Here is a 24,541-nt window from a genome sequence, read left to right on the forward strand (position 1 = left end):
TTGCGTCCGTGGTCCTACTTGCTGTTGCGGGCCAGTTCGAGGGCGTACTCCGGGAACCAGTCGCCCGCCTTCGGGCCGCCCTTGCAGTCGCCGTCCGACTCGCCCGGGCGCTTGACCCACAGGTAGGCGTCGACCAGCGGGTCGCCCGTGTTGGTGGTGGGCGTCTCGCCGAGGGCGCGACCCGGGGGGTTGCACCAGTTCTCGGCCGGATCGCCGCCGGTGTAGGGGCCGTTGCCGTTGCGGCTGGTGTCGATGACGAACGGCTTGTTCCCGACCTTCGCCGAGACCTTCTTGCCGTACTCCTTGCTGGCCTCGGTGGTCTGGAAGTTGGCCACGTTCACCGCGAAGCCGTCGGCCTCGCCGACGCCCGCCCGCTGCAACGGCTCGAAGATCTGGTCCGGCTTGCCCCAGCCGGCGTTCCCCGCGTCCAGGTACACCTTGGTGTTCGGGAGCTGCTTCAGGCGCTTGACGGCGCCCTTGAGCAGGTCGTACCGCTCCTCGTGGTACTGGCCCCCGGTGCAGCCGTCCACCATGTGCATCACGGCGTCCGGTTCGACGATCACCGTCGCCCGCCGGTCGCCGATGCCCTTGGCGACCTTCTCCAGCCACGCGCGGTACGCGTTGCCGTCGGCGGCGCCGCCCGCGGAGTGCTGACCGCAGTCGCGGTGCGGGATGTTGTAGAGAACCAGCACGGCGTCCCGGTCGGCCTTCGCGGCGGCCTCGGTGAAGCCCCGGGCGTCCTCCTCCGGCTGCTCCGTGCCCACCCATTCGCCCACCGGCTGGGAGGCGATCTTCTTGATGAGCTCGGCGTCCTCCTTCTTGCCGTCCCGCAGATAGCTCGCGACCTGCTGGGCCGCCTTGCTGCCGGGGTTGACCCAGAACGGGTCGGTCGCCTTCGGCTGCTGGCTCACGCCGGGCACGGCCTCGGGCTTCGTGCCGCCGTCGGAGGTGCAGCCCGCCAGCAGCAATGCCGCCGCGGCACCCACCGCCCCCACCGCGGCCGCCCTCGCGCGGGCACGCGCGGTGCAACTGCCGTACATCCACTCCCCCTTGGGCGCACTGTGTGCGGGTCCACCCCCCAGGTGTCCCCTCCCGGACAACCCGGTCGAATCCATCCTGGCATACCTGTCCGGAAAGCCACGAGGGCGTCCGCCCGGGCCACTGCGCGCCCGCCACCGAGGGCGACGGGATCGCGACATGGTGTCAGATGGGCTCTGGAACCCGTCCGTGCGGCGCTCTACAGTGAGCGGGAGCTGCCGGACCATCCCCGACCTCCCGCGCCGATGCCGGGCTTCTCCCGCAGCCCGGGTTCACGCGGTCGAGGGCCGGCTCGGTCGACGGCCCGGGGATGGGGGGGTCCCGGTAAAGCCGGGGAGGGCCGTCGGCCGGGCCAGGTGGTGCGTCACGTCGGTGCGTCATGTCCCTCCGGTGAGGTACGCGGAGACGACGACGTTCGCCGTATAGGCTCCGGACGCGCGGTCGAAGGTGCCGCCGCAGGTGATCAGGCGCAGTTCGGCCCGGCCGGGCTGGCGCTGCCCGTATGCCTTCTTCGGGTCGAACTCGTGCCGGGCGAAGACCTGTACGTCGTCGATGGTGAACTCGGCGACCGAGCCGTCCGTCCGCTTCACCGTGATCCGTTCACCGGGGCGGGCGGAGCTCAGGCCGTAGAAGACGGCCGGTTTCGTCTCGGTGTCGACGTGGCCGACGAAGAGCGCGGCACCGTCCGTGCCCGGCTTCGCCCCGTCGCCGAACCAGCCGACGGTCTGCGCCTTCTCGTACGGGGGCGGGTCTATCGCGCCCGCCTTGTCCAGGGCGCGCGGGACGACCGGTGCGGTGATCCCGAGCGACGGGACCTCCAGGCGCTCGGGCGCGGCGGGCCCCATCGGCGGGCGGGCCGGGGGCAGCGGGACGCCCAGGGGGCGGCCGACGGCGGCGACGTCACCGGTGGTGGGGGCGGACAGGCCGCCGGGGCCGGCCGTGATGTCCTTGCCCCACAGCCACAGGCCCAGCAGCAACAGCGCCCAGGCCACACCGGTGAGCAGCCGGCCCTGTCCGGCGGGGTGCGGTGCGGTGGACACGGTCAGTCCGCGCGGGTACGGCGACGGCGGCGCGTGCTGCGCAGCGCGACGGCGACGGCCGCGACGCCCGCCAGCACCAGGCCGATCACGGTGTGCGGGGTGCTGGGCCCATGCTCCTCGACGCCGCCCCTGGGCGCGTCGGCGGCGAGCGCCGCGGTGCCTCCGCCGCCGGCCTTGACCGGGGCGACGGGGCTGGGCGGCGTGTGGCGGGTGACGTGGACGGTGCCGGCGTCGTGGTGGTCACGCCCGTCGCAGTAGACGGTGAGCGAGTACGTACCGGAGTCCAGGTGCGACTTGACGGTGGTGTCGCCGTGCAGCGGGCCGCCCTTGCCTTCGCGGCCGGACAGTTCGGCCTCCGCGACGAACGCCTTGGACCTGACCGAGCCGTGCTTGCCGTGGCAGCCGTGGACCTGGATGTCCACGTCGCCGCCAGGCTTGACGGTGGCCGGGACGACCAGGGCCGTCACCTTCTCCCGGTGCTTCTCGCCGTCCCGGTGCTCATCGCCGTCACCGGCGTACGCGGCTCCCGCGGCCGACAGGACGAGGGCGGTGGCCGTCCCCGCGGCACGGAGAGCAAACAGAGCTGAACGCATCGTGAACCTCCTGCACTGAAGATTCACCCCGTTCGGTGGTTTCCGCATCCGCAGGGGGACGGCTTTCACCCGGTCTTTCACCCGGTCGGGCCCCGCTGACCTGGGCTGATCGGCCCGGAGAAGGGTCAGATGCGATCGACCAGATCGGCGATCGAGTCGACGACCGTGGAGGGGCGGAACGGGTAGCGGTCCACATCGGCGGGGGTGGTGAGCCCGGTGAGGACCAGGAACGTCTCCATACCCGCTTCCAGCCCGGCCAGCACGTCGGTGTCCATCCGGTCGCCGATCATGGCGCTGGTCTCCGAGTGGGCGCCGATGGCGTTCAGCCCGGTGCGCATCATCAGCGGGTTCGGCTTGCCCGCGAAGTACGGGTCCTTGCCGGTGGCCTTGGTGATCAGCGCGGCGACCGAGCCGGTGGCGGGCAGCGGGCCCTCGGCGGACGGGCCGGTCTCGTCGGGGTTGGTGCAGATGAACCTGGCCCCGCCGTTGATCAGCCGGATCGCCTTGGTGAGGGACTCGAAGCTGTAGGTGCGGGTCTCGCCGAGCACCACGTAGTCGGGGTCGTGATCGGTGAGGATGTAGCCGATGTCGTGCAGCGCGGTGGTGAGCCCCGCCTCGCCGATGACGTACGCCGTGCCGCCGGGCCGCTGGTCGTCCAGGAACTGGGCGGTGGCCAGGGCGGAGGTCCAGATGTTCTCGACGGGCACGTCCAGGCCCATGCGGGCGAGGCGGGCGTGCAGGTCGCGGGCGGTGTAGATGGAGTTGTTGGTGAGGACCAGGAAGGGCCTCTCCGCTTCCCGCAGCTTCTTGATGAAGGCGTCGGCGCCGGGGATGGGAACGCCCTCGTGGATGAGGACGCCGTCCATGTCGGTGAGCCAGGATTCGATCGGCTTGCGCTCTGCCATGGGGCGGGACTCCTGCCGTACAGATACGTGCATGCGTGCTGGGGACGCCGCGACAGCGCTGTGGCGACGCCCCCAGCCTAATCAGGATGCGGTGATCTTCACCCCGTCGATCGTCCAGTACCAGTTGTTGGACCCGGTGTAACGGAAGCGGAAGCTGACGCTGGAGGCCCCGGCAGGGACGGCGACGGTCAGCGACTGGGGCTTGGAGATGACGTCGGACGTGTAGCTCTTGACAAGAGTCGGTGCTCCACCGTTGAACGACGCGAGGACCTGGGCGCTCTGGCTGCCCTCCTGCCGGTAGAGGGTGGTGAAGTCCAGCGTGACCTTCGCCTTGCCGGTGACGCTGTACGCGGGGGTGACCAGGGTCGAGTCGTACGTACCGGAGAAGGACTTGTCCGCCCACTCGTCGGAGTCGGCGACCGCGAAGACGCCCCGCGCCCGGACGTTGAGCTCGCGCTGCTGGTCGCGCTGGGTGCGGGACCAGAACTCGTCGGTGGCGAAGGACCAGCCGCGCCACTCGGTCATGCCGCCCGTGCCCATGGCGTTGTTGATGACGGACCAGCCGCTGGGCGGGGTGTGGGTGAAGCCGAGGATCCCGGCGGGTATGCCGGTCTCGTCGACGCGCTGCGCCAGCGAGGCCTGGAGGGTGTCGAAGGGGTCGGCGGAGCGCTGCTGGATCGGCTTGCCGTCCAGGCCCCAGGACGGGTCGGGGACGATGCCGAGCTGGTGGAACACGGTGGCGGCGACGTCGACGAGCCGGGTGTCGAGGGGGCGGGCGCCGGCCGCGATGCCGGGGCCGGTGGCGAGGACGAAGGTGCGCCGCTCCTCGATCGAGCTGCCGCCGTGGCCGCCCGCGTCGACGTGGCCGTGGTCGGTGGCGACGATGACCGTCCAGCGCTCGGTGGCGTACGAGGGGCGGGCCTTGATGGCGGCGAGCATCCGGCCGAGCTGGGCGTCCTGGACGGCTATGGCGTCCAGGTACTTCTGCCCGGTGCCGTTCGCGTGCGCGACCACGTCGGTGTTGCCGAGGTAGACGAACAGGACGTCCGGGTTCTGGTCGCGCAGGATCGACTCGGTCTCGGCGGTGATGGTGGCGTCGTGGGCGACGTACCCGTCGCGGTCGCCGTCGAGGACCAGTTTGGCGTCGGCGCCGGGGGTGACGGTGCCCTGGGTGTCCAGCGGCTTCCAGTCGACGGCGGCGTACGTGGACAGCTCGGGCCGCACCTGGGCGAGGCGGGCCAGGAAGCCGGGGTAGGTGCCGTAGTTCTTGCCGGTGAAGGTGTTGTCCTTGACGCCGTGCTTGTCGGGCCAGACGCCGGTGGAGATGGTCGACCAGCCGGGGCCGGATGAGGTGGCGGCCATGGGGTTCGCGTACAGCAGGGACAGGCCGTAGGTGCCGTCTCTCATCATGGCCTTCATGTGCGGGGCGTCGGCCGCGTCGATCCTGTCGTGGCGCAGCCCGTCCATCCCGACGACGAGCACCTTGTCCTTGCTGGTGCCGTTGGGGAGGGTGGGCGCGGCGGCGGCCGGGGCGGCGGCCACTGCCGCCGTAGCGGCTCCGGCCGCTGCTACGAGCACGGTACGGCGGGACATGCCGTTCGGCATCGGGAAACCTCCATCGAAGGATCGGCGTACACGCCAACGCCCCTGGTTCTCCAGGGGCGTTGGTCCGTACCCGTTATCTTTCCGCTACCTTTCGCGGGGCACCAGGTACGTGCGGTGAACTATTGGCTTCGTGTTGGCTAGCTGCCCGTTGCGGTCTTCCACGCGTCGACGTACGACGTCAGGTTCTTGTCGATGTCGGCCCAGTCCGGTTCGAAGATGTCGACACCCTCCATCAGCCCGGCCAGCTCGATGGCGTTGGCGTCGGTGGGCTTGATGTCGGCGCGGGCGGGGAAGCCGCCGCCGATGGCGCTGACCTGGCGCTGTGCCTGCTCGCTGAGCATGAAGTCGAGGAGCTTCTTGCCGTTGGCGGCGTGCGGGGCGTCCTTGACGAGCCCGGCGGCGTACGGGAGGGCGAAGGTGGTGGGCTTCCCGCCCTGCCGGGCCGGGAACCAGATGCCGAGGTTCGGCATGGACTTGGCCTGGGCGAAGTTCATCTGGACGTCGCCGTTGGCGACGAGCAGCTCACCCTTGTCGACCTTGGGGGCGAGCTTGGAGGTGGAGGAGGACGGGCCGACGTTGTTGGCCTGGAGCTTCTTCAGGAACTCCATGGCCGGCTTCTGGCCGCCGAAGTCGTGCAAGGCCTTGATGACGACGGCGGTGCCGTCGCCGGCGACACCGGGGGTGGAGTACTGGAGCTTGTTCTCGTACTTCGGGTCGAGGAGCTCCTCCCAGGTGGTGGGGGCCTTGGGGAGCTCCTTCTTGTTGTGGATGAACCCGAAGTAGTTGTTGACGACGGACGTCCAGGTGCCGTCGGCCGCCTTGTCGGCGCCGTTCACCTGGTCGGAGCCCTTCGGCTGGTACGGCTGGAGGAGGCCCTTGGAGCCGGCCTGCTGGATGAAGGGCGGGAGGGTGACGATGACGTCGGCCTGGGTGTTGCGCTTCTCGCGGACGGCGCGCTGCACCATCTCGCCGGAGCCGCCCTCGACGTACTCGACCCTGATGCCGGTCTCCTTCTCGAAGTCTTTGAAGACCCGGTCGTACCAGCCGTCGCCCTTCTCGCCCTTGAGGCCGTCGGCGCTGTAGACGGTGACGACCTTCTCGTCGGAGGCGGCGGAGGACCCGCCGCACGCGGTGAGGCCGGCGGCGAGGAGCAGGCTGCCGGCGAGGGCGGCGAGCGGCCTGGAGGCATGGGTAAGCATGACGTCGTTCTCTCCTAGCGGTAGGCGGCTTTGGTGCGGATACGGGAGACGGCCAGCAGGACGAACAGGGTCGTCGCCATGAGGACGACGGCGATGGCCGAGCCGGTGAACAGGGAGCCCCGGTCCGTGGCGGTGAAGATCAGCACCGGGAGCGGCAGCCAGTCCGGCGGATAGAGCATCATCGTGGCGCTCAGCTCCCCCATGGACAGGGCGAAGCAGAGCCCGGCGGCCGCGTTCAGGGACGGCAGCAGGAGCGGGAGCTTCACGCGGAGGAGTACGCGGACGGGCCCGGCGCCGAGGCCGGCGGCGGCCTGCTCGTACATCGGGTCCAGGCGGTGGAGGGCCGCCGAGACGGACTGGTACGCGAAGGCCGTCACCAGGACGGTGTGGGCCAGGATCACGATCCAGCGGGTGCCGTTGAGGAGGAACGGCGGCTGGGAGAACGCCACGAGGACCGCGAGGCCGACGACGACGGACGGGACGGCGACGGGCAGCATGAACAGCGCGTCGAGGGTCCTCCGCCCGCGCTCCTTCAGGGACGCGGCGGCGAGGGCGGCCCACGTGCCGACGACGAGCGCGAGGAGGCTCGCCGTCACGGCGGTGATCAGGCTCGTGGTCAGCGCCCGGAGGGACTCGCCGCGCACGGCGGCGGCGTAGTGCTCGGCGGTCGGGCCGGAGGGCAGGGCGCCGGACCAGTTCGTCGAGAACGACGCGGCGAGGATGACGAGCAGGGGGACCGCGAAGAGCGGCAGGAACAGCACGGCGAAGAGGGCCCAGGCGGCCCACCTGCCCTTAGCGCTGTGCACCAGCACGGCGGCTCACCCCCCGGTACAGGGCGTACAGCCCCACGGAGATCGCGATGTTGACGACGGCGACGACGCACGCGGCCGGATAGTCGGATTCGAGGATCGCCTTGCCGTAGACGAGCATCGGCAGGGTCGTCACGCCCTTGGCGCCGGTGAACAGCACGATGCCGAACTCGTTGAGGCACATGACGAGGACGAGGCTCCCGCCCGCCGCGAGGGCGGGCAGCGCCTCGGGCAGGATCACCCGCCGGACGATCCGCCCGGGGCCGGCGCCCAGCGAGGACGCCACCTCCAACTGCGCGGTGTCGAGCTGCGAGAACGCGGCGAGCAGCGGGCGCATCACGAAGGGCGTGAAGTACGTGATCTCGGCCAGCAGCACGCCCCACGGCGTGGTCAGGAACCGGAACGGCCCCTCGGCGGCACCCGTGACGTCCGTCCACAGGCCGTTGGCCATGCCGACGGTGCCGTAGACGAAGAGGAGCGCGAGCGTGATGAGGAAGGAGGGGAAGGAGAGGAACACGTCGATGAACCGGGCCACCGCCTTCCCCCCGGGAAACGGCACGAACGCGATGACGAGGGCCAGCGCGAACCCGAGCACCAGGCACCCGACGGTCGCCCCGCCCGCCAGCCACACGGTCGTGACCAGCGCGTCCCGGAACGCCTCGGACGCGAAGACGTCCCCGTACGCCCCGGGGGCGAGGGATTCGCGCACGACCAGCCCGAGCGGGTAGAGGAACACGAGCCCGAGGACGGCGACCGGCGGGAGGGCCCAGACCCAGGGGGGTACGGCGCGACTCGCGGACGCGCCCGCGGACGCCGGCGCGCTCATCCCGCCACCCCCGCTCCCAGCAGGACCGCGTCGTCCGGGGCGAAGCGCAGTGTCACGTCGGCGCCCAGGCGTGGCGGGTCGCGCAGCTCGCGGAGGTCGGCCATCACCCGGTGGCCGTCGACCTCGACGTACAGCCGGTGCGTGGCGCCCCGCCACTGGACCTCGGCGAGCGTGCCGCGCAACGCGTTCGGGCCGTCGCCGAGCCCCATGAGGTGCGGGCGCACGCACAGGGTGGCGCCCGCGCCAGGGAGCGCGCCCTCCGGAACCGGCACCTTCAGCTCGCGGCCCGCGAAGGACACGGTGCCGTGACCGACGGTCACCGGCAGGAGGTTCGCGTTGCCGACGAACGACGCCGTGAACTCCGTACGCGGCCGCCGGTACAGCTCCTGCGGCGTGCCGCAGTCCCGCAGCCGTGCCCGGTCCATGACGGCGATCCGGTCGGCGAGCGTGAGGGCCTCGACCTGGTCGTGGGTGACGTACAGGATGGACACGTCGGGCAGTTCGCGGTGCAGCCGGGCCAGTTCGGCGAGCATCCCGGAGCGCAGTTGCGCGTCGAGCGCGGACAGCGGCTCGTCCAGCAGCAGGACGCCCGGCCGGATGGCGAGCGCCCGCGCGATGGCGACGCGCTGCTGCTGGCCGCCGGACAGCTCGCGCGGGTAGCGCCCGGCGTACGCGGCCATGCCGGTCAGCTCCAGCGCCTCGGCGACCCGGCCCTGGATCTCGCCCTTCGGCGTCTTCCGGGCGCGCAGCCCGAACGCCACGTTGTCCTCGACCCGCATGTGCGGGAACAGCGCGTAGCTCTGGACGACCATCCCGATGCCGCGCCGGTGCGGCGGCAGCGCGGTCACGTCACGGTCGCCGATGACCACCCGCCCCGACACCGGGCGTACGAACCCGGCGACGGCGCGCAGCGCGGTGGTCTTGCCGGAGCCGGACGGTCCGAGCAGCGCCATGACCTCGCCGGGCTCGACGGTCAAGTCGAGGGAGTCGAGGACGACGTTCTCGCCGTACGCGACGGAGACCTGCTCGAAGCGGATGCCGCTGCCGCTCACGACTCGACCCGTCGCAGCAGCGGCGGCAGTTCGGCGACCGAGCCGAGGACGTGCGTGGCGCCCGCGCCCCGGAGTGCCTCGGCGTCGTGCGCACCGGTCAGCACACCGGCGACGACCCGCGCCCCGGCGCGCACGCCGCTGAGCATGTCGTACGCGGTGTCGCCGGCGACCGCGACGCCCTGGACGCCGTCCGCCGCGCCGGTCCCGAGCAGGGCGGTGAGGACCATGTCCGGGTACGGGCGCCCGCGTCCGCCGGGCGTGTCGGCCGGGCACAGGGTCAGCCCGGCGAGGTCGCGCCAGCCGAGCGCGTCGAGGATGGCGTCCTGTGTGACGCGCGCGAACCCGGTGGTCAGGACCACGGTGCGGCCCTGGTCCCGCAGTTCGGAGACGGCGTCGGCGGCGCCGGGCACGGGGGCGATCCGCCCGTCGGCGACGAGCTTCCCGTACGCCTCCTCGAAAGCGGTGCTGGCCCGCTGGGCGCGGGTCTCGTCGCCGAAGAGGTGGCGGAAGACGGAGATCTTGGACTCGCCCATGGTGGCGCGGACGTGGCCGAGCATGTGCTCGTCCGGTTCGGTGCCCAGCGCGCGGGCGGCCGCGGCGAAGGCCTCCTCGACGAGGCCGCCGTCGGCGACGGTGGTACCGGCCATGTCGAGAACGACAAGCTTGATCGTCATGGTCACCATCCCAGTTCGTTCGCGGTCGTTTCGGCGATGGCGGGCGAGCAGGTCATGCCGCGCCCGCCGGGGCCGGTGACCAGCCAGACGCCGTCACGCACCTGCTGGCGGTGGACGACGCGGCCGGTGTCGGTGCACTGCGCGTACACCCCGGCCCAGCGGCGGCGGACGGGCGGCAGCGGGCGGCCGAGGAGGGACTCGACGACACGGGTGAGGTGCTCGTAGGGGTCTTCGAGGGTGTCGAAGGCGAAGGGGTGCTCGTACTCGTGGGTGTCGCCGATGGTCAGCCCGCCGTCGAGGCGCTGGACCATGAGCAGTTGCATCTTGTGCGCGGCGGCGACCGGCTCCTGGGCCTGCCGGGCCTCCAGGGCGGCGGATTCGTAGGCCGGGTAGTAGCGGAAGCTGTCGGCGTCGGCGACGGAGGTGGTCAGGGGCTCGTCGAGCGGATCGGTCTGCATCATCTGGAGGCGTACGCGGCGTACGGGGATGTCACCGGCGACCTCCCGGACGAGCCCGCCGAGCCAGGCGCCGGTGCACAGGACGACGGCGTCACCGGTGTGGACGTCGCCGTGGTCGTCGCGTACGGCGTTCTCGCCGATGACGTCGCGGACCTCGCGGCCGGGCAGGAAGGTGTACCGCCCGGAGGCGTTGAGGGCCTGCCTCAGGGCGAGTTGGGCCGTGCGGGGCTCGACGGCCGCGTCCCGTTCGCACCACAGGGCGGCGCGGAAGTCGCCGCGGAGGGCGGGGTTCATGGCGCGGGCGTCGTCGGCGGTGACCATCTTGAAGCCCCGGGCGGCGGCGTCGGGGCGGGCGACCGCGGCTTCGGCGACGGCCAGTTCCAGGTCGGTGCGGACGGGCGTGAGCGAGCCGATGGCCCGAAAGCCCAGCTCCGGGACACGGGCCCCGATGCCCTCCCACAACTCCCGGGCGCGCAGGGCCGTTTCCAGCTCCTCGCCACCCGCGCGGCCGCTCACCCAGATCTGGCCGAAGTTGCGCAGGGAGGCGCCGCGGGCCTCGCTCTCACGCTCGATCTGTACGACCTCGTGGCCGCGTTCCACTGCGTGCCAGGCGTGCATGGTGCCCACCACGCCGGCTCCTACGACGATGACTCTCACGCCGGAAACGGTCGTGGTGGTGGGTGGCGCGGGCGGGTCGGGTCGGCGACGGGAGGGTGAACGGCCCCTCAAGCTTGGCCTAGACCCGTTACCTTTCCGTGACTTACTCCTGGGCCCCGAGGTGCGTCGTGAAGCTGAACCGGTCGCCCCGGTAGAGGGTGCGCACCCGCTCCAGCGGGTGGCCCGCCGTGTCCCGCGAGCGGCGGTGGAGCAGCAGCATCGGCAGGGCGGGCGGGGTGCCGATGAGCAGCGCCTCGCGGGGGGTGGCCAGCACGGTCTCGATGCGTTCGTCGGCGTCACCGAACTCGATGCCGAGCCGCTCGCGGAGGTAGGCGTAGAAGGACGAGTCAGGGTTGAAGTCGGCGTCCAGGCGCGGTACGCGGGCCTCGGTGACGTACGTGCTCTCCAGGCCGACCCGCTCGTCGTCGGCGAGCAGCACGCGCTCCATGTGCCAGACCGGCTCACCGGGCTCGGTGCCCAGGTCGGCGGCGAGCGCGGCCGGGCAGGGGAAGCGGTCGAGGGTGACGAGGTTACGGCCGGGGCGGCGGCCCTGGCGGCGTACACCCTCGGTGTAGCTGGCCAGCGACAGCGGCTGCTCCAGTTTGGGCCCGGCGACGACCGTGCCGCGCCCCTGGCGGCGCAGCCGGCCTTCGAGCAGCAGCTCGCGCAGAGCCTGGCGCACGGTCTCGCGGGAGACCTCGTACCGTACGGCGAGGTCCCGCTCGGCGGGCAGGGCCTGGCCCTCCCCCAACTCCTCGATGAGCGCGGCGACATGGGCCTTGACCGCGTAGTACTTGGGGATGCGGCCGTGCTCCGGGATGCCGGAGCGGACGGGTGCGCCAGGTGCCTGGCCGTTCGGGTAGTCCACGTTGTCCACGGACGGGATGGTCGCAGACGTACGTGAACGGCCGGCGTCAGCTCCTACGGCCCCGGAGCCACCCGGCCAGGGAGAGCGTCCCGGCGCCGAGGAGGAAGGCGAGGACGGAGGCGCCGGCGACGATCAGGACGTTCCGGCCGGTCCTGGGCAGCTCCTCGGCGAACTCACTGGCGGGCTCCTCGTCGGCGAGGGTGAACCGGTAGTCGGCCGACTCGCCCACCCAGTCGCCGTCGCCGCCGCGCCGCTGGACGATCGCGGCGTTGGCGGTGACCGCGTCGGGCCGGGCGTCCGAGGTGAAGGCGAGCCGGACGGGCACGGTGACGGTCCGGCCGGGCGGGACGGTGAAGCCGCGGAAGCGGTCGGCACCGTCGTCCAGGACGCCGACGAGTTCGCTCTCGTCGGTCTCCTCGATGGTGACGGGGTACTGGCGGCGGCCGCCGTCCTCGTAGAACTCGAGCTGGATCTGGCCCGGCTTCAGCGTGCGGGCCCGGTCGGTGAAGACGATCACGGGGTGGATGTTGCCGCAGGGCTCGCTGGTGGTGTTGGTGAGCTGGACGGTCCAGGTGTGGAAGCCGCCGCCGGGGCGGTACGCGGGGGGTCCGCCGCTGATGCGGGTACGGATCGGGAAGTCGGCGGAGGAGGGGTTGCCGCAGGTGGGCTGCCGGTCGGGGGCGGCGGCTTCGAACGCCCCGGTGCCGGTGCCGTCGGCCGGTGCGGCCGCGGTGAGCCCGAGTACGGCGACGGCGACGGTGGCGCCGAGGGCGGTGACGTTGCGCAGTCGCATGGCGGACCTTTGGCGGCGGCGTGGACGGTCGTACGCCGAGAACGTCCCCCACGAGCCCGTCGACACACCGACGCGACGACGACATCCCGCCGTACGGCGGCGCGGATGCCCCCGAACGGCGCATCGGGCGCAGCCGCCCCGGGGCCTCCCCCACCCCCGTTGTGGGCAGCCGTCCTCCGCCACCCCCACCCCCCCCGTTGTGGGCAGCCGTCCTCCGCCACCCCCACCCCCCGTTGTGGGCAGTCGTTCCGCAGGGCGGAACGGGTGGGCACAACGGAGGAGCTGGGGCGGCGCCCAGCTCACGGTGCCCCACGGGGCGGCGCCCAGGTCCCGGTGCCCCACCGGGCGGCGCCCTACCGTCCGAACACCGGCGCCAGGATCAACTGCGCCGCGCCCTCCGCCACCGGATGGGCCGAGCCCTCCGCGAGGGCCACGGGCACCGCGGCGTCGCCCCCGCGCCGGGCGCGCTCCTCCAGGACGGCGCGCACGCCCCGCAGGAACGGCTCGGCCGCGCCGGTCACCACCCGGCCACCGAGCAGGACACGGTCGATGTCCAGCAGCTTGACCAGGTTCGCCGCCCCCGCACCCAGCACCCTGGCCGCCTCCGCGAGATCGCCCCGCGCGACGGCGGCCAGGCACAGCGCCTCCAGGCACCCGTACCCGCCGCACCCGCACACGGGGCCGTCCAACTGGATGGTCTGGTGCCCGAACTCCCCCGCCCCCGTCCGCGCGCCCCGGTACACCGCGCCGCCGAGGACGAGGCCCGCGCCCAGCCCCGTACCGAGGTGGAGGTACGCGAACGAGTCCCCGCCCACCCCGTTCAGCGCGAGGCTGAGCGCCGCCGTGTTCGTGTCCTTGTCGAGCACCACGGGCAGCCCGAGCCGCCGGGCGAGCTCGTCGCGCAGCGGGAAGCCGTCCCACTCGGGGAAGCCGGTCACCCGGTGCGGGACGCCCGCCGCGTGGTCGAGCGGCCCCGGCATGGCGACGCCGATGCCGAGGACGGTCCGGGTGGCGAGCGCGGCGACCTCCCCCGCCACCACGTCCATGACGACCTCGGCTCCCCACCCCAGGTCCAGCGGGACGACGCTCGCCGTGACGACGGCGCCCGACAGGTCGACGAGGACCGCGGTGAGCTCGTCGCGGTCGAGGTGCAGGCCCACCGCGTGGGCGGCGCGGGGCGCCAGGCGCAGGACGGTGCGCGGCTTGCCGCCCGTGGAGGCGCGCCGGCCCGCGTCGACGGCGAGCCCCTCGTCCCGCAGCCGACCGGTGATCTTGCTGACCGCCTGGGGGGTGAGCCCGGTCCGCTCGGCGAGTTCCAGCCGGCTGGCCCCGTCCTCGCCCGCCGTGCGCAGCAGGTTGAGCACCAGCGCGGCATTGTGGCTGCGGAGGGCCGGCAGGTTCACACCCGTATCGCTGTTCACCGTCCCATTGTCGCGTCCACTTGCACTTTGGCAACAGCGTTGCTTAAGTGGCGGGCATGACTCGACCGCTCCGCGTCGGACTCGTCGGCTACGGCCTGGCGGGGTCCGTCTTCCACGCCCCGCTGATCGCCGCCACCGAGGGGCTGGTCCTCGACACGGTCGTCACCGCCAATCCGGAGCGGCAGCAGCAGGCCCGCGGCGCGTTCGGCGACGTCCGCATCGCCGCGTCGGCGGACGAGCTGTGGGCGCGGGCCGGCGAGCTGGACCTGGTCGTGATCGCGTCCCCCAACAAGACGCACGTCCCGCTCGCGACCGCCGCCCTCAAGGCGGGTCTGCCGGTCGTGGTCGACAAGCCGGTCGCCGGCACGGCGGCGGAGGCGCGCGGGCTCGCCGCCCTCGCCGACGAGCGCGGCCTGCTCCTGTCCGTCTTCCAGAACCGCCGCTGGGACAACGACTTCCTGACCCTCCGCGCCCTCCTCGACCGGGGCGGGCTGGGCGACGTACAGCGCTTCGAGTCCCGCTTCGAGCGGTGGCGGCCGCAGCTCAAGGGCGGCTGGCGGGAGTCGGGGGCGCCGGAGGAGTTCGGCGGTCTGCTGTACGACCTGGGCAGCCATGTCGTCGACCAGGCGCTGGTGCTCTTCGGCCCCGTCGCGCGGGTGTACGCCGAGTCGGACGTACGCCGCCCGGGCGCCGAGGCGGACGACGACACGTTCATCGCGCTCACGCACACCAACGGTGTCCGTTCCCACCTGTACGTCAGCGCCACCACCGCCCAGTTGGGCCCGCGCTTCCGGGTGCTGGGCTCCCGGGCCGGGTACGTGAAGTACGGCCTGGACCCCCAGGAGGCGGCGCTGCGCGCGGGCGAGCGCCCGGGCGCGGGGTGGGGCGCCGAACCGGAGTCCATGTGGGGCGCCCTCGGCGCCGGCGAGTCCCCCCTCACCGGCGGCGGCACCCCGGTCGAGTCCCTCCCCGGCGACCACCCCGCCTACTACGCGGCCATCGCCGCCGCCCTGCGTGACGGCACGCCCCCGCCGGTCACCGCGCACGAGGCGGCGGCCGCGCTGGACGTCCTGGAGGCGGCGCGCCGGTCGGCCCGCGACGGTGTGACGGTGACGCTGTGACCGCTCCCACCCTCGCGGAGCTGGAGGAGCAGCAGGCCCGCCTCACCCTCCCCCGCTTCACGTACGACGACGCCTGGACGCTCGGCACGCTCCTGGTGGACCTGGCCCGCGAGCGCCGCGCCCCGGTCGCCATCGACATCCGGCGCGGCGGCCAGCAGCTCTTCCACGCCGCCCTGCCCGGCTCCAGCGCGGACAACGACGCCTGGATCGACCGCAAGCGCCGCGTCGTCGAGCGGTACGCCGAGAGCTCCCTCCTCGTCGGCGCCCGCTTCCGCGCCAAGGGCAAGTCCTTCGACACGGACTCCCGCCTGGACCCGGACCACTACGCGGCCCACGGCGGCTCGTTCCCCATCACGGTGACGGGCGCGGGCGTCATCGGCACGGTCACCGTGTCGGGCCTGCCCCAGGCCGAGGACCACGCGCTGGTGGTGGAGGCCCTGGAACGCCTCACCGGCGCGTAACAAAGACCGGCGGGCCACCCCCCTCCCCCGAGGGGTGGCCCGCCTTCCTTTTCCCGCCTGACGTCACGCGTCCTTGAGCTCCTGCCGCTGCCGCCCGAGGCCCTCGACCTCCAGCTCCACGACGTCCCCGGCCCGCAGGAACGGCTTCGGCTCCGGCTGGCCCATGGCCACGCCCGCCGGCGTACCGGTGTTGATGACGTCACCCGGGTACAGCGTCATGAACTGGCTGACGTACCGCACCACTTCCCCCACCGGGAAGATCTGGTCGGAGGTGGAGCCGTCCTGCTTCAGCTCGCCGTTCACCCAGAGCTTCAGCGACAGCGCCTGCGGGTCCGGCACCTCGTCGGCCGTCACGAGCCAGGGGCCGAGCGGGTTGAACGTCTCGCAGTTCTTGCCCTTGTCCCAGGTGCCGCCGCGCTCGATCTGGAACTCGCGCTCGGAGACGTCGTGGGCGACCGCGTACCCGGCGACATGCGTGAGGGCGGCCTCCGCGGAGTCCACATAGCGGGCCGTACGTCCGATGACTACCGCGAGCTCGACCTCCCAGTCGGTCTTGCGGCTGCCGCGCGGTACGAGCACGGTGTCGTCCGGGCCGACGACCGTGTCGGCCGCTTTGAGGAAGACGACCGGCTCGGCGGGGGTCGCCTGGCCCGTCTCGGCGGCGTGGTCGTGGTAGTTCAGCCCGATGCACACGACCTTGCCGACACGCGCCACCGGCGGCCCGATCCGCAGCCCGGCCGGGTCCAGTTCGGGCAGCACACCGGCGCCGGCGGCGGCGCGGACCCGGTCGAGGGCGGAGGCGTCGGAGAGCAGGTTCCCGTCGATGTCCGGGACGACCGCCGACAGGTCCCGCAGGACCCCGTCCTGGTCGAGCAGCGCGGGGCGCTCGGCGCCCGCCGTACCGACGCGCAGCAGCTTCATGGTCTTCTCCCTGTGGTCGAGGTATGCCCCGGCCGATGGAGTGCGGCCATCGGAGGATTGGTCGATCCTCCAAGACATCGGACCACCCCGCAAGACCCCGTTCACCCAGTGGACGTGCCCCGGTAGAGGTACGCCCGCTCGGCGGCGGTCCAGGCGGTGCTCGTGACGACGTAGAGCGCGGCGGCCAGGGGGACGACGGCGACGGTGACGAGGGTCGCGAAGGACAGCAGCGGCATCACCTTCGCCATGCCCCCGGGCATGACCCCGCCCATGTCTCCCATCTCCGCCATCTGCCCCTTGGTACGCCGGTACGTGTACGTGGCGACGGCGGCGACGATCACGAACAGCGCCAGGTACACCAGCCCGGCGGCGCCGAGGACGCCACCGTCCGCGAGGGCGTCCGCCCAGCGCCCGCCGAGGGGCGCGGCGAGCAGGGTGTGCCCGCTCAGGCTCCCGCCCGAGAAGAGGTGATACATCAGGAAGAACGCGGGCGCCTGCAACAGGCTCGGCAGGCACCCGGCCAGCGGCGACACCTTCTCCTTGGCGTGCAGCTCCAGCACGGCCCGCTGCAACCGCTCGGGGTCCTTCGCGTGCTTCTTGCGCAGCTCGGCGACTTGCGGCGCCAGCCGCGTACGCGCCTTCTGCCCGCGTGCGGCGGCCCGGGACAGCGGGTGCACGGCGAGCCGTACGAGCATGGTGAAGACGACGATGGCGGCGGCCGTGGCGGAGCCGTGGAACAGCGGCTGGAGCAGCGCGGCGAGCTGCTCGACAAGTGAGGCGGAAACGGACATGGAAAGGAGCCCTCCGAGGGGTCTCGTCGTACCGGAAAGTGACTCTCGGCATGACGAACCGCGGAGGCGGACCTGGAAGCGGAGCCCCTACGCGGCCGTCGGAAGGAGACGGCCGGGCGCTCGGGGCCGCCGGCGCCCGGAGGCGTCGGGATCGCACTGTGGCAGGAACGCGGTGCGCTGCTCACGGTCGCGGATGGCCGTACGCACCCGGGTCGGCGGTACGGCGGGCACGCAGCGCGCGGCGATGACGGCGCACGCGACGAGCTCGGAGCCGACGGCGGCGAGCGCCACGGCAGCGGAGAGGGCGCCGCCCTCGGCGTACAGGCCCTCGGAGAAGAGGAACAGCAGGAAGCCGACGAGGCCGCAGCGCGCCAGCGGCGCGACGAGACGACTCATGATCCCCCTCCCCCTCTCGTGCCTCTAACGTGGCCGCATCGAACGGAGTTCCCCCCACACGATGAGCCGGTACGCCGAACTGTACTCGGGCGTACACGTGGTGAGCGTCACGTAGTAGCCCGGCTCGCTGTACCCCTTCGGTACGGGGGCGATGGCGGCGGTGTCCCGGGGCGAGGTCCGCGCGAGCGTGCGGTCGACGACGTACGTGAACACCCCGTCCCGTGTCTCGACGATGATCTCGTCGCCCTTCCGGAGCCGGTTGATGTGGCGGAACGGCTCGCCGTGGGTGTTGCGGTGCCCGGCGAGGGCGAAGTTTCCCGCCTGCCCGGGCTGGGCGGTGCCGGGGTAGTGGCCGGCGTACCCCTTGTCGAGGAGCGGTTTGCCGACGCCCCGGCCGATGGGTACGGCGAGCCGGAGGGCGGGGATGCGGAGGATGGCGTACGCGGGAGGCTGCCGTACGGTCGGACGTGCCGCCCCACCGGAGGCCCGGCCCCCGCTCTCCCCTTCTTCCCCTCCCCCCACGACCGAGGGCGACGGGGCAGGAGGCCGGACGACCGCCCTCCCTCCCCACTCCCGCTCCAGGGCGTGGACCTGCCGCTGGGCACCGGCGCGGGCCTGCTGGTTGGTCCACCAGAACTGGTGGACGACGAGGAGCATCAGGACGACCCCGACCGTAACCAGGATCTCGGCCCCGACCCAAACCCCCCGGGCGAGCGTCCCGCGCCACCCGCCCTGCCGCTGCCGTACCACCACCGGTATCCGCTCGCGCACGCGGGCACCATAGGTGCTGCCCCGACAACCCACCAGACCCGCCGCACAGCAGTACGGTGTCCCCCATGCGCCCCGACACGCCTGCCGATCACATCACCGAAGCCGAGCGTCTGCTGCGCACCGCGGCGCAGTACCCCGAGGACCGCGAACCGCTGCTCCTCCAGGCGGCCGCCCACCTGGAGCTGGCCGGTGCCCGCGCTCGCGCGACGACGCTGTACGACGACCTCCTGGCCGCGACGCCGCCCCCGGAGAACCCGCACCTGATCAAGGCCCTGAAGGCGGCCAACCTCTGGGAGTACGGCCACGAGGCCGAGGCCCGCGCCATCATCGAGGGCATCCGCGCGACGACCCCCTCCGACCCGGCCGCCTGGGAGATCGTCGCGGAGACGCTGGAGGCCCACGACGAGCTGGAGTCCTCCGAAGCGGCCTTCACGGCCGCCGTGACGACCCTGGTCCCCTCCCCGGACGACGAGGTCCCGTACCCGACGCAGTCCCTCCTCATGGGCCGCCACCGCGTCCGCCGCCTCCTCGCCCTCCGGCACGACGACTGGGACGTCCTGGCGGACCGCCTCCACACCGGCGCGGTCCCGCTGGACGAGCTGCACGACCCCAAGCGACTCTGGTCCCTCGGCTCGTCCGACCCCGCCGAGCTCCAGGCGGAGATCACCCGCCTCCGCAGCGAGCTGGGCTCCTACCGCACGGCCCTGTCCCGCCCCTTCCCGGTGGCGGTCCTGCTCTGGCCGGCCGACGAGCTGACCGAGCTCCTCGCCGCCTACCCGGAGCTCGAATCCGAGTACCCGACCCACGCGGCCCACCTCACCGACATCGAGGCCTCCCTCCGCGAACTCTCCGCCGCGGGCACCCCCAACCTGGGCATCGTCCAGGGCACGGTCCCCTCCTACGAAGCCTTCGCCGCCTCCGAGTCCACCTCCCCCTCCAACGCGGCCCTCCTCCCCCAGTACGCCACCACCCTCGCCGCCCGCGGCCGCGCCACCCCCTGGCCCCCCGCCCGCACCGCCCCCTGCTGGTGCGGCTCGGGCACGAAGTACGGCGACTGCCACGGCACTGTCCGAATCTGACCGTTCAGGAATTGGACCGTTTCCCTCCTCTTCACCATTCGCATGCAGTACTTTCACAATTAACTACTGCCGTCGACTGGCCCCCTGTTCCCCCACGCAGTCCCAGTCCTGTGTGCGAGGGAGACGTGTGCCATGACCAACCCGTACCAGCACCCCCAGCAGCCCCCCACCGCCCGCCCCCTGTACCGCATGAAGCGCGTCTGGGCGGGCGGCCTGCTGCTCCTCCTGGTCGGCACCGGCTGCGGAGCCCTGGGCGCCCAGGACAACCCCAAGCCCGCCACCAAGGCCGCTCCTGCCGTCACCGTGACCACCACGGCCACCGCCACGATCACCGCCACCCCTACCGCCGCCCCCGCCCCAGCGGTCACCGTCACCGAAACGGTCACGGCTACGGCGACGGCGACGGTCACCCGCGAGGCCCCCGCCAACGCCGGTTCGGGCGACTCCGGTTCGGGCAGCGACGTCTACTACGCCAACTGCGCCGCCGCCCGCGCCGCCGGCGCCGCCCCCGTCCACCGCGGCGAACCTGGGTACGCCAGCCACCTCGACAGGGACAACGACGGCGTGGGCTGCGACAACGGCTGAACTGAGTCCACTAGTTCGTTTGGTGCCGTGCCTCCAGGAGGGCATGGCTGAATGTCCGTGCGGCAGCTCGGGTGCTTGCTACCGTCCACGCATGACACAGCCTGCATCCCGCACTGTTGATCTCCGCCGCGAACCGGTCGATGCAGTGCTGGACCGGGTGGAGCGGTCTCTCCAGGTACGTCTCGACCGTCAGACGGTAGTCCGCAAGCGTCGGTCGGCCGGGGCTCGGACAGACCGGGCAACGTGGGTGCGGATCGAGCGGCGAGGGCTCGTTCGGATCGGTGTGCAGGGAGGGGACGGAACCGCATCCACCGAGGTCCTGCACGGGATTCCCAAGCCCCGGTGGCACGTCGGCATTGCGTGGTGAGACAGCGACGACACGGTGATGTGGCGGGCGGACGAGACTGACCTTCTGCCTGCCGCTCACGTAGGGGCTGCTGTAGTGGACGTTGCGCCGGATCTGCCGGACACATGGTGGGCCGCGCTTAGTGGCTCGCTGAATGCCCTCGCCGGGCAGCATACGAATCGGATCGCCACACCTGACACCGAGACGATTACACAAGAACTTGTGACAGCGACCATCCAGCGTGTCTTCCCCGATGTCGATGCCACCGTGAGGATGTCGATGCCACCGTGAGCCAGTGGGTCCCCGCCCACGCGGACTTGAACTGGGCGAACGTGACTGCGCCGGAGTTCTGCATTTTCGATTGGGAAGACTGGGGCATGGCCCCCACGGGCCTGCATGCGGCGACCCTGTGGGGCGCTTCGCTCACCCTCCCGCCGACGTCGTCGCGTACGCCGAACGAAGTGGCGTCCCGGTACGGACCCTGTGGCCCGAAGGCGCCAGCCGGTCTTAGCCTTGGACCAGACGCCCCCCGGAGCGCAGCGGGATGTGTCCCAGCCGTTGTCACCTGTCGCGTCGGCGGCGGGCTGAATGCTCGGAAGCAGCTCGCCGACGCCCGCTCCGCTGGCCCATGCTAGGCCTGGCAGACGGCGTTGATCATGAGACAGCGGTCACGCCTTACGATCAGGCAGCGAAGGACTGCGATATCAAGCGATCACCACCGAAAGGCAGGCGACATGCCAGCACCGGAGTGGTTCCACGAGCTGCTCGCGTGGAAGGCCGCCTCTAACCAAATGGTGCAAGAGGTCTGCGGGGAGAGCTGGGCCCCGAACATCTCCGACATAGCCAACAAGACCAGCATGCGCATAGCAAAGTCCGTCCTTGATGAGCTGGGAATCACGCGGAAGGTCTCGGCAAATTCGGCCGACGCGAAGGAAGAAAGTCGGGGTGCAGCTCTCGAGAATGCAGTGACGGCTGAACTAATCTCCAAGCTTCCGCACTTGCGCCCTGAAATACCGTGGCTGGTTAAGCGCGGGGAAGATGTGCGCAGCTTCGAGCAGTACAAGCACCTGGCCGAACTACGTGAACTCCTCTCCGCAACTCCAAGCCTACGGGTTACGCTCGGGACGGATTACCAAATCGCCCCTGACGTCACAATTTCGCTCGACATACCGGGCAACCCGCTCCACGCCGTCGTTTCGTGCAAATGGACATTGCGTTCAGACCGTGCCCAGAATGTCCGGCACGAATTCAACCTGCTCGTCCGATCCCGCCGTGGCCGCGCACCTCACCTGGTGGCTGTGACGGCAGAGCCATTGCCCAGTCGGCTAGCGTCACTTACTCGCGGAACCGGCGAAATTGACACTGTCTACCACCTCGCCTTTGAGGAAACCCAGGCGGCGGTCCAGGCCCATGGGAGCGTCAGATACAGGAAGAACGAACCCTCTCAGTTGGAGTTCTGGCAGGAAATGACAGAGCAGAACCGGCTGAGGGATTACAACCAACTGACCACGGACCTCGTCAGGTACTGATACGCGGAGAACGCACCAGGCATGTAGATCAGCGCGAGACCCGGGTGGCCGTCGAGGACGATGAAGTGGTAGACACGCCGGGACACTGAAGCAGGCCCCGTTCGACAGCACCACTGAGGCGAATGATGTCAGAGGAGTGGCAGCCCCCTGCCGGGTCATGGGCGTCGTCGGCCGCACGACGCCGCAACATGCAGGCGATCCGCAGCAGAGACACGAAACCTGAGCAGCTCATCCGGCGGCTGGTGCATGCCCAGGGACTGCGGTACAGGGTCGCGGCCAAGCCCCTGCCGAACCTTCGCCGGACGGCTGACATGGTCTTCCGCCCGGCGAAGGTCGCTGTTTTCATCGATGGCTGCTACTGGCACGGGTGCCCTGAGCATTACGTCCCACCGAGAACGAACCCTGGCTACTGGTCAGACAAGGTGGCTCGCAACATGGCACGCGACCGCGACACCGACAAGCGCCTCCAGGAAGCGGGATGGCTTGTCCTGCGGTTCTGGGAACACACGCCGGCTGCCGAGTGCGTTAGCGAAATCACCCGCACAGTGAACGACCGGCGACGCGATGTGACTTAGAGCAGCGTGGGCAAGACATCCTGAGATGTCTCCCACGTCGTGCCATCGGGCTCAAGGTCGCCGATCGGCGGCTCGATCAAGTCGCCATCACGGTCAAGCGCCTGCTTAATGGCTCTGCCGACAGCTTCGGCGACAGGCGGCGGAAAGGCATTACCGACCTGCCGGTAACGAGCAGTCTTCCGCCCGGAGAACTTCCAGTTCTGACTGTCGGGGAACCCCTGGATAATGGCAGCCTGCTCTACGGTGAGCATGGGCCACTTTTTATCCAGTGGATTACCCAGGTCCCGGGCCAGGTCGGCTTCATGTTCGTCATTTGCAACGCCCATGCCATTCACACCAAGCGCCGCCCAGGCCTTCTTAGCCCGCGTGGGACCCAGATCTGCCCCGCCGTGCTTCTTCGAGCCCCCCACCAAAGTAGGAGCGACATCGCCATTCATGGCCTGGTCCCGCCAGAGGTCAAACCACTCGGCTCGCCCTGCCTCCACGAACCGGCGCTTCATCGTCTCTTCGAGGGCCTCGGCCACTGTACGTCGGCGACCATTGGGAGCAGGCCAGGTGAATCCGCGGTATTGGTCTTTCCTGATAGCAACCAGAATGGCGCGCGGCCGCAATTGAGGAACTCCGTAGTCTGCGGCCTCCAGGAGTCTCCACCCACAGACGACATAACCGGAATCCCGAAGCTCCTGCTTGATCTCTTCTCGGTATTCGAAGAACTTATCGCGAGGCTTAACCAATCCCGCTACATTCTCGATCATAACAGCGCGAGGCTGCAGTTCGTCAGCGAGCTTAAGCATCGTTGGGAACAGATCGCGTTCATCGTCGCGACCCAATTGCTTCCCTGCCACCGAGAACGGAGGGCATGGCACACCCCCCGCCAGGAGATCAAGATCATCATCCCCGATGGGGCGCTTCATCCGGGCATTAAATTTTGTAAGGTCCCGGGCAGGGTCGAAGTCTTTGACGTCCATATGGAGGACATCACACTCTTCTGCCGCGGTCTCCCCCCACCGCTTGTCCGTGAGGACATTTAGCTCCAGCGTCGCGGCCGCATGTGTGTCGATCTCAACAAGCGCGAGGTGGCGGAAACCGGCGTTGTGGAGACCGACGGCCTGCCCTCCCGCGCCTGCGCAGATCTCAATCGAGGTCAGCGGCCTACCGCTGGAACCCATGAGGACCCTCCTGGTGGTACGACTACGCATGGCGATGAATCAGTCACAGGCAACCGCGACTGACAGCAGATACGCCAGTGTCGCATCTGACCGCCGAGTAGACCTCCACACCCACCGCATCCCGTGAATCAGCTCCGCATGAGCGCTTCCAGGTCGCGCTCCAGCTCTTCACGGACGGTCGCAGGCATCTGCCGGTACATGCCCCACGCCTTCTCCGCGGCACTCAACGGCCGGCAGTCGGCCTTCATCCACGCCAGCAGCTCACGCTTGTTCTTGACTGGCAGCTCCTTCATTCGGTCCCAGACCTGTTCCTTGGTCATCTGCACGCCCGTGAGGTGCTTCACCGTCTCGTTGCAGCGGGCGCACTCGGTGATCAGGTCCTCAGCATTTGCTCCGCTGCCGGACTTGTGCGGATTCACATGGCCGAGGGTCAGCCGCCCCCGAGTGCCCGGCTCGTCCGCGTACTCCTCGCCCGCAGCGACTCCGCATCGCCGGCACATATGGCCATCCCGCTCATACACGTAGCGCCGGGTCTTGGCGCTGATCTGTCGCAGGCCGGCCGCCCTGTGCTCAGGGTCCCAGACCGGGAGTCCGATCTTGTCCAGGTAGAGCTGGTCGGGCAGGAGGCTGGGCTTGTCGCGGTACGTCAAGATCACCCAGCCTGCCGGACGCAGGTCACGCATGCGGCGGTCCACCTGTTCAGCGCCCTTGATCGCTTCACGGAGCCGGGCCTTGGAAAACGTTCCGCCCTGACCCACCTCATCGCGCAGCCACAAGGCCACGCGGATGCGAGTACCAAGCGACTCGTTCCTCCAGGTCATCCCAAGGTCGGACACACTTCCACCAATCGCTCGTCCAT

26 protein-coding genes and 1 pseudogene are annotated in these 24,541 nt (G+C 70.9%); 7 read left to right on the forward strand and 20 right to left on the reverse strand.

The annotated features are described in order from the left end of the window. Window positions 1-14: 14 nt before the first annotated feature. From AB0J57_RS28100 to AB0J57_RS28165, 14 genes are all read right to left on the reverse strand, one after another. On the reverse strand, window positions 15-1,040 hold the full coding sequence (locus AB0J57_RS28100; RefSeq protein WP_366131126.1) for a glycoside hydrolase family 6 protein: 1,026 nt from the start codon (window positions 1,038-1,040) through the stop codon (window positions 15-17). A gap of 375 nt (window positions 1,041-1,415) precedes the next feature. Continuing rightward, the gene (locus AB0J57_RS28105) at window positions 1,416-2,084 is read right to left on the reverse strand and encodes a class F sortase (protein ID WP_366131277.1); all 669 of its coding nucleotides are present in this window, start codon (window positions 2,082-2,084) and stop codon (window positions 1,416-1,418) included. Beyond that, window positions 2,081-2,671 carry a hypothetical protein gene (locus AB0J57_RS28110; protein WP_366131127.1) on the reverse strand — a complete coding sequence of 197 codons (591 nt, stop codon included), beginning with the start codon at window positions 2,669-2,671 and terminating at the stop codon, window positions 2,081-2,083. Before AB0J57_RS28110 ends, AB0J57_RS28105 begins: the two co-directional genes overlap by 4 nt. Before the next feature lie 125 nt (window positions 2,672-2,796). Then, window positions 2,797-3,576 (reverse strand): HAD-IIA family hydrolase, encoded by a 780-nt coding sequence (locus AB0J57_RS28115; RefSeq protein ID WP_366131128.1) that lies wholly within the window; start codon window positions 3,574-3,576, stop codon window positions 2,797-2,799. Window positions 3,577-3,657: 81 nt separating this feature from the next. Next, window positions 3,658-5,181 (reverse strand): alkaline phosphatase family protein, encoded by a 1,524-nt coding sequence (locus tag AB0J57_RS28120; protein ID WP_366131129.1) that lies wholly within the window; start codon window positions 5,179-5,181, stop codon window positions 3,658-3,660. A gap of 137 nt (window positions 5,182-5,318) precedes the next feature. Beyond that, window positions 5,319-6,380: a 2-aminoethylphosphonate ABC transporter substrate-binding protein gene (locus AB0J57_RS28125; protein WP_366131130.1), complete on the reverse strand. Its 1,062-nt coding sequence runs from the start codon at window positions 6,378-6,380 to the stop codon at window positions 5,319-5,321. Between the two features lie 14 nt (window positions 6,381-6,394). Further along, on the reverse strand, window positions 6,395-7,192 hold the full coding sequence (locus tag AB0J57_RS28130; RefSeq protein ID WP_366131131.1) for an ABC transporter permease subunit: 798 nt from the start codon (window positions 7,190-7,192) through the stop codon (window positions 6,395-6,397). Beyond that, window positions 7,173-8,015 carry a 2-aminoethylphosphonate ABC transporter permease subunit gene (locus tag AB0J57_RS28135; RefSeq protein ID WP_366131132.1) on the reverse strand — a complete coding sequence of 281 codons (843 nt, stop codon included), beginning with the start codon at window positions 8,013-8,015 and terminating at the stop codon, window positions 7,173-7,175. Before AB0J57_RS28135 ends, AB0J57_RS28130 begins: the two co-directional genes overlap by 20 nt. Next, complete coding sequence (locus AB0J57_RS28140; RefSeq protein ID WP_366131133.1) at window positions 8,012-9,067, reverse strand: ABC transporter ATP-binding protein; 1,056 nt, start codon at window positions 9,065-9,067, stop codon at window positions 8,012-8,014. Before AB0J57_RS28140 ends, AB0J57_RS28135 begins: the two co-directional genes overlap by 4 nt. Further along, on the reverse strand, window positions 9,064-9,741 hold the full coding sequence (locus AB0J57_RS28145; protein ID WP_366131134.1) for a phosphonatase-like hydrolase: 678 nt from the start codon (window positions 9,739-9,741) through the stop codon (window positions 9,064-9,066). Before AB0J57_RS28145 ends, AB0J57_RS28140 begins: the two co-directional genes overlap by 4 nt. A 2-nt stretch (window positions 9,742-9,743) precedes the next feature. Continuing rightward, window positions 9,744-10,856 carry a TIGR03364 family FAD-dependent oxidoreductase gene (locus AB0J57_RS28150; protein WP_366131135.1) on the reverse strand — a complete coding sequence of 371 codons (1,113 nt, stop codon included), beginning with the start codon at window positions 10,854-10,856 and terminating at the stop codon, window positions 9,744-9,746. A 103-nt stretch (window positions 10,857-10,959) separates the two neighbouring features. Continuing rightward, window positions 10,960-11,724: a GntR family transcriptional regulator gene (locus tag AB0J57_RS28155; protein ID WP_366131278.1), complete on the reverse strand. Its 765-nt coding sequence runs from the start codon at window positions 11,722-11,724 to the stop codon at window positions 10,960-10,962. 46 nt (window positions 11,725-11,770) lie between these two features. Beyond that, window positions 11,771-12,517, reverse strand: coding sequence for a hypothetical protein (locus AB0J57_RS28160; RefSeq protein WP_366131136.1), 747 nt, complete (start codon window positions 12,515-12,517; stop codon window positions 11,771-11,773). 353 nt (window positions 12,518-12,870) lie between these two features. Further along, window positions 12,871-13,938, reverse strand: a complete 1,068-nt coding sequence (locus AB0J57_RS28165) for an ROK family transcriptional regulator (protein WP_366131137.1) — start codon at window positions 13,936-13,938, stop codon at window positions 12,871-12,873. A gap of 56 nt (window positions 13,939-13,994) precedes the next feature. Here AB0J57_RS28165 and AB0J57_RS28170 point away from each other — a divergent pair, with 56 nt between their 5' ends. Beyond that, window positions 13,995-15,059 carry a Gfo/Idh/MocA family oxidoreductase gene (locus tag AB0J57_RS28170; protein WP_366131138.1) on the forward strand — a complete coding sequence of 355 codons (1,065 nt, stop codon included), beginning with the start codon at window positions 13,995-13,997 and terminating at the stop codon, window positions 15,057-15,059. Continuing rightward, entirely contained in the window at window positions 15,056-15,520 is a 465-nt protein-coding gene (locus AB0J57_RS28175) for a heme-degrading domain-containing protein (RefSeq protein WP_366131139.1), read from the forward strand. The genes AB0J57_RS28170 and AB0J57_RS28175 overlap by 4 nt, the downstream gene beginning before the upstream one ends. Window positions 15,521-15,583: 63 nt before the next feature. On the opposite strand, the gene AB0J57_RS28180 is transcribed toward AB0J57_RS28175, so the two are convergent. The 4 genes from AB0J57_RS28180 to AB0J57_RS28195 all read right to left on the reverse strand — a co-directional run bounded on the left by AB0J57_RS28180 (window position 15,584) and on the right by AB0J57_RS28195 (window position 18,399). Further along, complete coding sequence (locus AB0J57_RS28180; RefSeq protein WP_366131140.1) at window positions 15,584-16,441, reverse strand: fumarylacetoacetate hydrolase family protein; 858 nt, start codon at window positions 16,439-16,441, stop codon at window positions 15,584-15,586. Between the two features lie 101 nt (window positions 16,442-16,542). Continuing rightward, window positions 16,543-17,232 carry a YidC/Oxa1 family membrane protein insertase gene (locus AB0J57_RS28185; RefSeq protein ID WP_366131141.1) on the reverse strand — a complete coding sequence of 230 codons (690 nt, stop codon included), beginning with the start codon at window positions 17,230-17,232 and terminating at the stop codon, window positions 16,543-16,545. 87 nt (window positions 17,233-17,319) lie between these two features. Beyond that, window positions 17,320-17,628, reverse strand: a complete 309-nt coding sequence (locus AB0J57_RS28190) for a DUF6412 domain-containing protein (RefSeq protein ID WP_366131142.1) — start codon at window positions 17,626-17,628, stop codon at window positions 17,320-17,322. Between the two features lie 24 nt (window positions 17,629-17,652). Further along, window positions 17,653-18,399: a class E sortase gene (locus AB0J57_RS28195; protein ID WP_366131143.1), complete on the reverse strand. Its 747-nt coding sequence runs from the start codon at window positions 18,397-18,399 to the stop codon at window positions 17,653-17,655. A 65-nt stretch (window positions 18,400-18,464) separates the two neighbouring features. On the opposite strand from AB0J57_RS28195, the gene AB0J57_RS28200 reads away from it, so the two are divergent. The 5 genes and pseudogenes from AB0J57_RS28200 (at window position 18,465) to AB0J57_RS28220 (ending at window position 22,513) form a co-directional block, all read left to right on the forward strand. Then, window positions 18,465-19,478 carry an SEC-C domain-containing protein gene (locus AB0J57_RS28200; RefSeq protein ID WP_366131144.1) on the forward strand — a complete coding sequence of 338 codons (1,014 nt, stop codon included), beginning with the start codon at window positions 18,465-18,467 and terminating at the stop codon, window positions 19,476-19,478. A gap of 132 nt (window positions 19,479-19,610) precedes the next feature. Continuing rightward, window positions 19,611-20,063, forward strand: coding sequence for an excalibur calcium-binding domain-containing protein (locus tag AB0J57_RS28205; RefSeq protein WP_366131145.1), 453 nt, complete (start codon window positions 19,611-19,613; stop codon window positions 20,061-20,063). 91 nt (window positions 20,064-20,154) lie between these two features. Next, window positions 20,155-20,843 (forward strand): annotated as a pseudogene (locus tag AB0J57_RS28210) (hypothetical protein); the annotation flags it as partial. Between the two features lie 300 nt (window positions 20,844-21,143). Further along, on the forward strand, window positions 21,144-21,938 hold the full coding sequence (locus tag AB0J57_RS28215; protein WP_366131146.1) for an NgoMIV family type II restriction endonuclease: 795 nt from the start codon (window positions 21,144-21,146) through the stop codon (window positions 21,936-21,938). 125 nt (window positions 21,939-22,063) lie between these two features. Next, on the forward strand, window positions 22,064-22,513 hold the full coding sequence (locus tag AB0J57_RS28220; protein WP_366131279.1) for a very short patch repair endonuclease: 450 nt from the start codon (window positions 22,064-22,066) through the stop codon (window positions 22,511-22,513). Here AB0J57_RS28220 and dcm read toward each other — a convergent pair. Continuing rightward, window positions 22,510-23,682: a DNA (cytosine-5-)-methyltransferase gene (dcm, locus tag AB0J57_RS28225; RefSeq protein ID WP_366131147.1), complete on the reverse strand. Its 1,173-nt coding sequence runs from the start codon at window positions 23,680-23,682 to the stop codon at window positions 22,510-22,512. The two genes, AB0J57_RS28220 and dcm, sit on opposite strands and share 4 nt — an antisense overlap. A 128-nt stretch (window positions 23,683-23,810) precedes the next feature. Further along, window positions 23,811-24,464, reverse strand: coding sequence for an HNH endonuclease (locus tag AB0J57_RS28230; RefSeq protein ID WP_366131148.1), 654 nt, complete (start codon window positions 24,462-24,464; stop codon window positions 23,811-23,813). Window positions 24,465-24,541 lie beyond the last annotated feature (77 nt).

Origin of the sequence: Streptomyces sp. NPDC049837, from assembly GCF_040674455.1 — a bacterium.
Classification (GTDB): domain Bacteria; phylum Actinomycetota; class Actinomycetes; order Streptomycetales; family Streptomycetaceae; genus Streptomyces.